Here is an 11361-nt window from a genome sequence, read left to right as displayed (position 1 = left end):
CAACCCCGTTTCTGCCTGGATTAGAGACTTTTTTTTTACGTCGAACTCAGGTCTCAAGAAGCTATAGCTTTGCGTTCGGCGTTAGTTGACCGATTGGCAAGTCTCGATCCTATCCCCGGTGCATTAGAGCAATTGCTTTGGCACTTTGGTCAGAAGCAAGTTGCTGAAGTGACAGGTCGTAGCAAGCGGGTGTTGAAAAACGAAGCTGGACGATTATTTGTTGATTCACGAGGTTCTGGCGCAAATATTGCTGAAACTACCGCATTTATGTCTGACCAGAAGCAAATCCTCATTTTCTCGGATGCTGGCGGTACAGGTCGTAGCTACCACGCAGATTTGAACGTGGTCAATCGTAGAAGGCGATCGCACTACTTACTTGAACCTGGCTGGAGAGCAGACAATGCCATACAAGGGCTAGGACGCTCACACCGGACGAATCAAGCTTCTGCACCAATATTCCGACCAGTCACCACCAACGTTAGAGGTGAACGTAGATTTATTTCGACTATTGCCCGACGTTTAGATAGCCTGGGCGCACTCACCCGTGGACAAAGGCAAACTGGAGGAAACGGGATATTTGATACTAAGGATAACCTAGAGTCACAGTACGCCGAACACGCTTTGTATGAGCTATTTAAGCAAATCTTCCAAGGTAGGTTTTATGAAGTTCCACTATGGACTTTTGAAGCCATGACCGGACTCTCGCTGACTTCCACGGAAGGAGGAATGAAAATCGACCTCCCACCCCTGCGACAGTTCCTCAATCGGCTGCTGGCTTTGAGAATTGGGATGCAGAATATCATTTTCGAGCGTTTTGAGTTGCTGTTAAGTCAACAGATTGAAACAGCGATCGCTAATGGTGTTTTTGAGCTTGGTGTAGAAACGCTGAGGGCTGAACGGTTTACCATCGAAAGGGAAGAAGCAGTTTATACACATCCTGGCACTGGTAGCGTTACCAATTACTTGAAAATTGAGCGCATCCAAAAGGCTAACATCAGAACTGCTCTTGAAGCAGTGGATTCGGCTAGCAAGTACCAGGGACGGCTTATGGTAAACGAGAAATCTGGTCAAGCCGCAGTATCTATTCCTACTCACAGTATCTTTGATGTTGAAGGTGGGGTAGTGCCACGGGTTTTGTTGGTGCGACCACAGAAAGAAACTCGTGTACCTCAAGACAAGCTCTTATCGTCAACCTGGAAGCAGGTTTCAACAGAGGCGTTTATTGCTGCGTGGTCGAAGGAAGTATCCCAACTGCCTCAATTTACCACCGACCACATTCACCTTGTGACTGGAATTCTTCTGCCAATTTGGAAAACTCTACCACAGCAGAACAGTCGAGTATTTCGATTGCAAACCAGCGATGGCGAGAAAGTTCTGGGTCGGGTGATTTCGGCTCACGACATTCAAACTGTCAGAGAACAACTCGGACTAAGGAATCAGGTGCTTTCTCCAGCAGAACTGGTGAAGCTAGTCTTGAACGAGAAGTATTCACAACAGTTACCTGGAGGAGTTACATTACGCTGTTCGTCTATTGCTGATGAGCAGCGGATTGAGCTAGTGAACGCTTTACCTGTAGTGGATCAACTTGTTGCCGTTGGATGTTTCACTGAAATTATCCAGTGGAAGAAACGAGTCTTTATTCCAACTGGCGATAAAGCACCAGCAATTCTGGCGGCTGTAATTCAGATTCTAGGATGAAATTTGTAGCCACTCTTGGCAAGTGGCTACTTTTTCGATTTGACTATCTCACTTTCAACTCCAAACAAATCTTTGTAAACTTCATGATCTCGAAAAAGCTCCATAATCAAACTTCTGGTAAAAGCGCAGTAAATCATATTCCCTCGCGCATTATACAAGTCAAAAGCTTTAAACAAATCTTTTTTAGCACCTTCAATATTGTTCAGATGGAATCTGACTGTTCCTCGTCCACAGTAAGCTTCTGCACAATCAGCATCCAGAAATAATACTTTTTCTAAATCAAAAAGTGATTTTTATAATTCCCCAGACAAGAATTGAAGAAGAATTCAGAAGTCAGAATTCAGGAGTCAGAATGCAATCAGTGGGGGATTCAGACCCGCCACTGAATTGTTGCACCACCAAATTTTAAATTTGGTGGGGGTGCAAAAACGCCGTTTATTCATACACCAGTCGCACAAAATTCATTCTGAATTCTGGCTCCTGACTCTTGAATTCTGTTTGATAAATATTCGCCCTATTTATATAGGCTGATAAAGAGTTTGGGTCAAGTGAAATTACTTGATTGTAATCTAAGATAGCTGCTGGGTTGTCCCCAGTTAGATTTTTGTATGTATCAGCGCGATTTAGATAAGCTTGAACTAAATTTGGATTCAGGGCGATGGCTTTAGTATAATCTTCAATCACCTGGGGAAATTCTGATTTATGACAGATTTTTGACCGAGTTAATCCGCGATTATTATAAGCTTCAGCAAAATTCGGATTCATTGATAATGCGTTATCAAAAAGCTGAATCGCACCTTCATACTTTTCGATTTGAAACTGAATCATCCCTATAGTATTGTGGACTTCAGCAAAATTAGGATAGAAATAAAGTGCATTTTTGAAGCACTCCATCACTCCAGATAAGTTTCCTGATTTGAGATGTTCCAATCCTTTCTTATACCACAGTTGCCCTTGTTCTATATCAATCTCTTCCACTAATTCCACCATATATTCTCTGTTGTGATTTATAATTACTGAAATATTCATCAACTCGGATCTTTAACCGAGTAAATTAATTTATCTGTGCATTTCTAATTCTTGACTTTTATTTCTCATTAACATTCTATCAACTTGACTATTTGCATCCTCAAAAGTTTGCAATATCTGTGGAGTTAGTTTATTAGTCTGTACCTGACCAGATTGCAAGTTTAAAATTACCTCTCCATTTTTCTGCGAAATAGTTAAATCTCTCTGCTGGGTATTGAAAGCCAAGTCATAAATCTTTCCTTGGACTTGAGTGCCATTTTCATTAGACTTACCCCAGACCATGCCAATCCTTTGAGCAATTTGAGTCAACCGACTGATGGCTTCAAGCTCAAATGTATCTTGATTCATTACTGTCAATGCTTCGGCTGATAATTGCTCACCAGCTTTAAACCCATAAGCCACTTCTACAATGCGTTTTTTGTAATTTTCCGACTTCCCTAACTTATCTGCGGCATTGTACCAATTTCTCAAGTCATCAATAGTGACTGTCGGGGGCTTCTCTACACCTAGAGGTTCTGTTTTTGTACTATTACTAATGTCTGGTGTAGAAGGAGTAGTGGAAAGTAATGGAGTTATAGATTGGTTAGGTGGGGATTGTGCTGTTTGTTCTGGTGGTTTCAAAAACTGCGGTCGTGTGGCGAGGGAATTAACTCTTTGTTGATAGTCACTATCCGTTTCAATAATTGCCCCGAATTTCTTGGTCATGTTCGACAAAGTTTTGGCAGGGATGGAGCTATCAAGCAAGTTAAATACCGCTAGACCTTTTTGGGTTTCCCTGATAACATCTTCTTTTGGTACTTGCTTCCATTCAACTTTTTGAGCAGTTAACCATTTAGTCACAGTCTCAGCTTTCTGGTTGTCAACAGCCAAGCCCATGACTCCAAGTTTTTTGTTTGATTCTGTAGAAAATAAGAAAGTAGGACGCTCTTTAATATGATGTAGAATTTTCGCACTACTCTCAATCATCTCCTGCTGTTGAAGATTAACCGATTGAGTCCCAAAAGCCTGAAATTCCTTCGTCCACTTCTGGGGATATTCAACGGTATTAGGGTCAATTTGAGCGCAAATAACAGAAAAATTACTTTCAAGTATCGCGGGTGCAGGTGTAAGTTGTCCGGTTTTGAGTAGCCCAAGTTCTCTGAGCGCGTCTTTGTCTTTTTTAAAATGCAATACCCCCAAGGGTTCACCATTCAAAAATACAGCATCTCTAGTTTTAGAAGCTGAGGTTTCGATAGTCAGTTTTCGGTAATCTTGATCATTGAATGTCTGACCAGAAAAATCATAAAAGTTAATTTTATTAATTTTGAGAAGATTCCCATTGGGAGATTCACCCAGAACAAAAGCAAGACTACCAGTTTCAGAGATAGACGTGAGCTTTAATTTTAGGGGATTACCATTTTTCAGGTAATCAATTTGTTTCAACTGTTGGGCAGAATCGCTGTCTAACTCTCCTAATGTTTTACCATCTAATTTAATTTTTACTGTTTTATCAGGAATCGGTACAGTGCCAAACTCTAAGTTTACGGGTTGGTCGTTAAAAACAAGCCCAGCGTAAGAGAAATTCTTAAGTTCGCGGACAGTAATTTCAACCGGTTCGTTTCCTGGTAGCCCAATAGTTGCTTTGGCAGTCGCGGGTTCCACGCCAAGGAAACTAGCTTGTGCCTTTGTACCAATAGGCAGCATTCCAGACCTGGTTTCGAGCATAGCGAATTCCTTATATTCGCCGTCGCCGTCCTGTACAAATAACAATCTGGAAACGTGGCGTTCGTGTCCCGGTGAGTGGTGACTAGCTCTGATTTCTATCGGGTGTTTTTCAGTGGGATTCCAGTCTCGACCCAAAAATTGATTTGCTTCATTCAAAAGTGTGACTAACTTCGGTTCGGTAAACTGCAATTTATCTAAGCGAGAGATAATCTCATTGCGGAAAGCAGCAAAGACGAAGTTAGATACTTTTTTAGTGATCGCTCCTGGGTCAGTGTTTTCTTTACGTGCAACCTCAAGTTCATCTTGGCGGGATGCAGAGACATTCCAAGCGGCCGCAGCAGCAGCAAGTTTCTCTGACTCTGGGATCGAAGCGTAAAATGCAACAGATGCTTCAATTGCCTTGCCGAAAAGTAATTTAATTTGACTCCGAGTAAGCTCTGGTCTAAATTCTATAACTTTAGCTCCCTGCGTGACTATCCCCGGTTTGAGGTTATGGTCAGTTACAGATTGTTCGCTAACTGTCCCAAGATGACGGTATGCGGGTTTTCCATCCTTCCCTATCTCACCATTAATTTGTGCAACTGCTAGTAATTTGTGGGGGCGTTCTTTACTTCTGAATTGCTCTCTTATTTCATCTAGGCGAATGTTCAACGTCTCGGCTTTCCAAATCAGAGGGTGTCCGTAACGGGTGAGATTGCCAATTTCGAGTTGCGTCCCTTGTAGAGTTTGGATAGTTGCTGATGAACCCTTCTCGGTTTCTCTGAGCCGCTCCATACGTACCGCAGTGTTAAATTTCTGGTCAAACTCGTACTTGGCAGCGATCGCACTCAATCTCTGCTGTGGTGTAAATTCTACCCCGTGGAACAAGTCTTTAAACTGAATGATGGGGCGCGATTCTAATTGTGATTGTTGGAAATATTTATTAGTTTGATTAATTAATAATTCTACTGGTGAGTAACCTGTGGGAGTAATGCCAAAGTTTAAATAAACTGAACGCGATTTCTTATCTTTAATATAGTTAATATCCCTATGAAGATAACGCTTATTCTCCTTAATTACGTCCATATCGGGAGTTCTTGAACTTTTAAACAGATCCACTGCTATTTGGTTTTGAAAACACCCCTCTTCAATCATACTCCGGTACATCAGGCGGTTAACATCCATTGCTTGATACATAATTTCTGGGGTTCTTTGAGCTTGGGCAAGTTCGACAAACCTTTGCATATAAGGCTTGTATTCTTTTCTAATTAACTTTGGATCTTTGTACTGTTCTTGCTCAAACAGAGCTTCGTAATGATTAGAAACTCGGTCTAGATAATTTGATTTCTGCTCAAAAGTACCGTAAGTCTTAAGTATTTCTATTTCTGATTCTAGAGCTTCCAATGCAGTAACTTGATTATTAATGACTCCGACGCTAATGCTATCGCTCATGTGGATGGCGATTTTTTCAAAAGGCGGCTGGATTCCAGTTTTAGGATCGTAGAATGATTGTTTTCCGAGCTTAACTGTGGGGGAATAGGCGTTTTGAGGGAGATTTTTATTTTCCGCCTCTGCTGTCAGATTAGGGTATAGGCTAGCTTTTGCTACACCAATGCAGTCACCATCGTAGTCTCGTGCTTGCCGTTCTGATTCGGTTTCGGCTGGGTCGATAAAATCGACATCAATACCTTGGGCTTCTAACTGTGCAATTCTTTGCTGGATGCGCTTGTGGTCTTCGTCACTAACTACAATTATGCCTTCTAAAACTTTACCATCTGGCCCAAGTCGATCTTCAACATGCTTGTTAGTAGATACACACAAACCATTAGAATTAAGAAAAGGAGAACGGAAGTTAAGAATTTTCTCTTCATTCTTTTCCCATGAAACACAAATTTCACCATTCTTGAGTTCCTTGGATGGAATAATCATCCCTCGGTCAAAAGTCAAAGTTTTCCCCAGAGCGATATCTCGCCATTGGCTCTGTACAAACCGACTTAATTCCTGTTTAACTTTTTCCGTTTCTAATAGCTGCTGATGGCCCAACAAGTCTGCTTTAATGAGTTTGTACATGAACAAGTCATCTTTAGCACTCTCGTCATCTAACTCCTCATCTGTATCTAAATCGTCATTTGTGACTAAGTTTTTGACATCTGCTTCAAGGTTTGTAACTTCTCCTATTTTTAATTTACTTTGGTTCAATGATTCTTTGCGTTTTTCGTATTTTTCACAATAGTCAGTAGCAACTTTCCTTGGGTCATCTTGAATAGAGGCTAGTTTTTCAGCTTGTAGCTCTAATTCTTCGGCAAAATCTTTAATTCCTTGGGGGAAAGATGCTAGGAGTTGAGAAATAGACATCTGACCTTGCTGTGATTGTCCTTTTTCAGCCAACCAAATATTTTGCTGATATAATCCTGGCTTAATTTGAGGTTTAGTCGCCCCTGCTGGTCTATCCTTATCTGTTCCCTTAAAACTACTTATTGGAAGAATTATATCGATTTTGGGTTCATTATTTGAATCTGCATATTCTATTTTATCTAAATTATATGGTCGGAGTGTTCCTTTACCAAAGCGGTATTTAGTAGTATCTGCTCCGTCTCCTTCTACCCAACCGAATCGATGCTGGATAACACGGTAGCTTTTATCTTGCTGTGATTCTCTTGAAGTGAGCTTGTCATAAAGTTGGGTTGAAATCTGTCCATAGCAATCGCCAACTAGTTTATATGCTAAATCATTTGATAATATTCCTCCGTTTTCACCCCTATTATCAGTAGAATCATCTACTACCAGAATGTTTAGCTTTTCGTGAATCGCATTTTTACAAGCTCCAAGAAATATCGAACCATAAGCACCTCTGTCTTTACTATCTGGACAAATTTTTTGAATCGTTTCTAAACATTCTTTTTCTCCATAAAGTAAGCGAGTTTTAGAAGATAATAATAAGATATGTCCATCTGGATGATTCCTCAAATCTTCGTCTGTACTGTATTCGTCTGAGTGCCCAAAGGAAAACTCTTTGTTAGGAAAATATGATTCTAGTAATGTATTCCTGAGCTTTTCGGTTAAAATAGTTTTGCAATCATCTGTATAAATCCATTCATTGAGCCTGGGATCAAAATGTTTTAGTTCCAGAGTCATGATTTTAAAAAGTTAATGAAAATTAGTTAATGTTTTGGGAGGTTTATATGTCCAGGATTAAGCGTTGGATAAATATGCATAAAAAAGAATTCGATGCAGATGGAAATTTAAAAGATGAAGTAAGACAACAAAAGTTATCTCTTGGCGCACATCTAGGAGCAATTGAGAGTTATGCTCGTAAATTAAAAGAAGAGTATGACGAGTGGAAACGCCTGGATGAGACTGACCCAGAGCCGTGGCCAATCTACACAGCCTACGATTTCTTCACTGAACAACAGAAAAGGGAATTTAACCCTGATGGTTCTCTTAGACCTGAATATTTAGAATACGCTCAGAAAATTGGTATCAGTGAAGGTGCGCTGGAACAGCTTGAGTGGCGCAAGAAAAGCGAAATCGAGAATTATGATGCTGTGTCTGCTGATTACGCAGAACAAGGTATTAACTTTGGTGAGCAGAAAATGAATGCTCTAATTGGCGCTAGCAGAACTTACGTCCAACGCCGGCAGCAGATGGAGCAAGACTTACAAAACTTTGAGGATGTTGACAGTTTGCCTTTCGACAGAGACACGGCATATTAGGTGAGCCTAAGCAAAGCGAGTGATAACATAAGCTGAAAGCATTATCAAGTATGGCTTTCAGCTTTTCAGTGAAATCCTTTTAATGAGCTTGAACAGCAGGTGGGTTAGCAGCTGCCGATGGTTTAACTCTGGCGAATGCCCCATTAAAAAAGGCAATCATTCCTAAGATGGCAAAAGCCGTAATGATTACTCTTTGCAGTGAATTGAATGCCGAGCGTTCTTTGATTACTTCAGCCCACATTACTTGCAGTTGGTCTTGTGTTGTTTGCTTTGAAGCTAAATAATAGAGAGCTTCAATACAGGGGGATATATCTTCCCCTTGTTGAACTTTCTGATACAACAGATTTTCTAGTCGCTCTTTCTGTTGAGGGATAGTAAATGAGTCTGTTGACTTTTGAGGGTGTGTACCGTTGTTCTGGGTTGGTAATTGTAGTGTCATAGCTTTAGTTCAAAGTTGGAAAAAGGTGTAGAACAAATATTTAGAAGAGGGGGGAAGGTTAAAGGGAAAGGGAAAATTCCATCCTCTTCCCCCTTTCCCCTTTTCCCCCTGATTCTTCTTCATAAAAGCTACACCTCTAGAGCATGTGAAAACGCTAACTAATAAGCCAAACTTTAGGTCTTTTATTTCCAAAAAATCAATAACCAGGAGTCTACAAAAAAATCGTACTTTTGGCTAAATTTGGATTTCCATGTCTTCTTCACTAGAGGATTGAAACTGGTTTTGTTTCGAGGCAAGCACTGATGGTTGATTTGGTTGAAAGGGACTTGTGCCGTCATTGAAGATTTCTTGTGCAAGTGTGCGACCGTCCCCGTCAGTATCGCTCTCCAAGATATATCCCACAACGTGTTTAGGCATTCCTGCTGTTATGGCTTGGGCTAGTAAAGCTTTAGTAAATTCTGGTGATGCTTCACTCTCGCCCAAGACTTGCAATACAGACTCAGCATCAGCAGTAGTCATTTTGGTGATGTCTTTAACTCCGGCTTCTTGCCAAACGTCATCAAAAAATTCCACTGAACGTTCATCAAAACTTTGAGACGCAGCAAATTGGGCTAGCTGTTGGGTATAAAGTTCTTGGTCGTTATTCATATATTTATGAGTCGTGATGGAGCAATTTAATAGTTGAATTCAGCGCTGCGTGAAGAATTAATGAAAATCTCGCACAGCTATCATGGCTAAGAAAAATTTTGCCGCAGCCCAAGCAGTTGAGTTGTACATCGGCAACTATCGGTTTGACGCGATTAGAATTGTTGAAACTGAAGAATACCGGATGTCTCAAGGGCGAAGGAAGTACAAAATTCATCAAATGCTTTCTCATGAAACAAAGGAGAGATTGTCCCCACACGTCACATCAGTGCTGATTTTGATGAAGTCAGCCAATTCGGTAGCAGAACTGCGGCGACTGGTGCAACGACAGTATGGGGTAGATCAACCGAATCTGTTTGATGGCTGGGATGTTAAATAATTAGCTTGAATTATGCCATCGCTCAGAAAGTTGGCTTCCTCTCTGAGCAATCGCTTGACTATTGGAAGTGATTGGTTAAGTAAGAGCAATCGCACTTCACAGTTAATGTCGTACAAAAAGGACGCTTCATAATTTTTTAACTGTTTAAAGGTTGTTCAGCCTCACGTTTTTTGGCGTATTCACGCAGTTGGGCAAGACCAGAGGTAGGGGTAGATGGTCGTGGTTTATTGGGGTCAGGAACTAAATCTTGTTTGCGGTCGTAAGCAAAGTTCTTGTCTAACATCAATATATAAGTAATGTGTGCCGTCCAGACATCAGCGACGCGCTCACCAAGACCCTTAGTATCAAGAGGGGTGGGAAATTGTACCCCACCATTCCAAACAATAGGTATACCTTCATTTTGAAAATGGTCAGTTAACTCCTTCTTGACAAAATCAGCAGTCCCGCCACAAATGAGAATTTCATCAAGTGAAGGGATGTTTCGTAGAGAGCGTACAAGAGCGCGACAGTAATCAGAGCGAACTTCAGGGAGAATGTTTTGAAATAATTTTAAGTCGGCAGATACACCTTCGGGTGTGGCTTGGCGGGACAAAGAACGCAAAGGCTCAAAGTTGCCCTTACCAGCAGCAATGATTGCAGTCACTAAATGTTCATCTTCTTTGGACAAGCCAACAGCAGTGCGTTGGACAAACTGCTGTATTAACCAATTCATACCTAAATCAGTAGTTTCAGCCAAAGCCGGATTACCTTTTTGGCTGAGAACGAAACTCGCGTTCCGGTAGCCAAGCATTAGCAAACCAATATTCTTTTGCGTATATGATCCAGCCAGAGTGCGACTGCGGTATATCATAATCCCACTGCCTTCCGGGGCAACATGAAAATTACGCAGCTTACCTTTTAATTTGTTGGTGGGAGTTACAATTCCCCGGTTGAGTGATTGCCCTAACTTTTTACCGAGATTATGAGCATTACTAATTTCTCCCGGTGGCATCAATACTTGGACAAAGGCATCAATATTATTAGTATCAAGCTGAAACTGACGGCAAGCTAACCACAACAAACCAGCCAGTTTTGGTAAAGCATAATGAGATTTTAAATCTCGCAGTGCAGAAGTCCCAGCAAAAACACTTTTTGCCAATGCGCCCAAAACATAATACTCATCGCCCATTCCGACCCAAATACTGGTGTTATATGAGTTTGGGACGAAACGCGCTACAGAAGTTTTAGAGACATCAGCGATTTCAGGTGGCATCGCTAGTACTATTGGCACACCCGAAGGATAAATCTGAGCGATCGCTTTTGTCTCACTGCCACCAATGTCAGCTGAGATGACGATTTTGGGGGTATCTACAGCAGGATCTGGATTTGAATTCGGTTTATTCATGAATTACCTCAAAGGACTGAATGTGTAGGGGTTGCATAGTGGTAAGGATGAAGAGTGGCTGACTTTCTTTTCACAGGAAGTACTACAACCCTCCTTGCTGGCTGGGTATAGGGGGTAGGGTATTGCGTGTAGAGAACTGATATTGTCTTACTGCACCCAATACCTGCTCCCCACACCCTCCCATCCTTATAGGTTTGCCGAAATCAAACGTACTATTCTACGACTAAGCCCCGAATGGCACTAAGATAAGCGTAAACCCATGATATTACTGGCTTTTGGGTATAGGGTGTAGGGTGCAGGGTGTAGGGAAAGAAGAAGATGTTGTTCTATTTGATGCACATTCAGGGACTTCCAACAAATAAAATCCCCAGTGTATAAGAATGATAATCAT

The 11361-nt window shown here is 41.3% G+C and carries 8 protein-coding genes; 3 read left to right on the top strand and 5 right to left on the bottom strand.

All coding sequences use genetic code 11. The annotated features are described in order from the left end of the window. Nucleotides 1-69 precede the first annotated feature (69 nt). Nucleotides 70-1698, top strand: coding sequence for a strawberry notch C-terminal domain-containing protein (locus ACFE90_RS30205; RefSeq protein WP_375506042.1), 1629 nt, complete (start codon nucleotides 70-72; stop codon nucleotides 1696-1698). A gap of 435 nt (nucleotides 1699-2133) precedes the next feature. Here the strand turns inward: ACFE90_RS30205 and ACFE90_RS30200 are convergent, their stop codons facing one another. After that, nucleotides 2134-2727 (bottom strand): tetratricopeptide repeat protein, encoded by a 594-nt coding sequence (locus ACFE90_RS30200; RefSeq protein WP_375506041.1) that lies wholly within the window; start codon nucleotides 2725-2727, stop codon nucleotides 2134-2136. A gap of 30 nt (nucleotides 2728-2757) precedes the next feature. Then, nucleotides 2758-7545 carry a hypothetical protein gene (locus tag ACFE90_RS30195; protein ID WP_375506040.1) on the bottom strand — a complete coding sequence of 1596 codons (4788 nt, stop codon included), beginning with the start codon at nucleotides 7543-7545 and terminating at the stop codon, nucleotides 2758-2760. Between the two features lie 47 nt (nucleotides 7546-7592). On the opposite strand from ACFE90_RS30195, the gene ACFE90_RS30190 reads away from it, so the two are divergent. Then, entirely contained in the window at nucleotides 7593-8123 is a 531-nt protein-coding gene (locus ACFE90_RS30190; RefSeq protein WP_375506039.1) for a hypothetical protein, read from the top strand. A gap of 79 nt (nucleotides 8124-8202) precedes the next feature. Here ACFE90_RS30190 and ACFE90_RS30185 read toward each other — a convergent pair whose 3' ends face one another. Both ACFE90_RS30185 and ACFE90_RS30180 read right to left on the bottom strand, forming a co-directional pair. Continuing rightward, a complete protein-coding gene (locus ACFE90_RS30185) occupies nucleotides 8203-8562 on the bottom strand; it encodes a hypothetical protein (RefSeq protein ID WP_375506038.1) in 360 nt (119 codons plus the stop codon). A 234-nt stretch (nucleotides 8563-8796) separates the two neighbouring features. Further along, entirely contained in the window at nucleotides 8797-9210 is a 414-nt protein-coding gene (locus tag ACFE90_RS30180; RefSeq protein WP_375506037.1) for a hypothetical protein, read from the bottom strand. 82 nt (nucleotides 9211-9292) lie between these two features. Here ACFE90_RS30180 and ACFE90_RS30175 point away from each other — a divergent pair, with 82 nt between their 5' ends. Next, on the top strand, nucleotides 9293-9586 hold the full coding sequence (locus tag ACFE90_RS30175) for a hypothetical protein (protein WP_375506036.1): 294 nt from the start codon (nucleotides 9293-9295) through the stop codon (nucleotides 9584-9586). A 136-nt stretch (nucleotides 9587-9722) separates the two neighbouring features. Here ACFE90_RS30175 and ACFE90_RS30170 read toward each other — a convergent pair whose 3' ends face one another. Further along, a complete protein-coding gene (locus tag ACFE90_RS30170) occupies nucleotides 9723-10970 on the bottom strand; it encodes a ParM/StbA family protein (protein ID WP_375506035.1) in 1248 nt (415 codons plus the stop codon). Nucleotides 10971-11361 lie beyond the last annotated feature (391 nt).

The organism is uncultured Nostoc sp. (genome assembly GCF_964245445.1).
Taxonomy (GTDB): domain Bacteria; phylum Cyanobacteriota; class Cyanobacteriia; order Cyanobacteriales; family Nostocaceae; genus Nostoc.
Note: the sequence above shows the minus strand (reverse complement) of the source record. Positions and strands in the feature narration are given on the sequence as shown.

Bases quoted from the DNA above. Each gene is read 5' to 3' on its own strand.
- ACFE90_RS30200 (WP_375506041.1), bottom strand. From the start codon at position 2,727: ATGAATATTTCAGTAATTATAAATCACAACAGAGAATATATGGTGGAA.
- ACFE90_RS30195 (WP_375506040.1), bottom strand. From the start codon at position 7,545: ATGACTCTGGAACTAAAACATTTTGATCCCAGGCTCAATGAATGGATT.
- ACFE90_RS30190 (WP_375506039.1), top strand. From the start codon at position 7,593: ATGTCCAGGATTAAGCGTTGGATAAATATGCATAAAAAAGAATTCGAT.
- ACFE90_RS30185 (WP_375506038.1), bottom strand. From the start codon at position 8,562: ATGACACTACAATTACCAACCCAGAACAACGGTACACACCCTCAAAAG.
- ACFE90_RS30180 (WP_375506037.1), bottom strand. From the start codon at position 9,210: ATGAATAACGACCAAGAACTTTATACCCAACAGCTAGCCCAATTTGCT.
- ACFE90_RS30175 (WP_375506036.1), top strand. From the start codon at position 9,293: ATGGCTAAGAAAAATTTTGCCGCAGCCCAAGCAGTTGAGTTGTACATC.
- ACFE90_RS30170 (WP_375506035.1), bottom strand. From the start codon at position 10,970: ATGAATAAACCGAATTCAAATCCAGATCCTGCTGTAGATACCCCCAAA.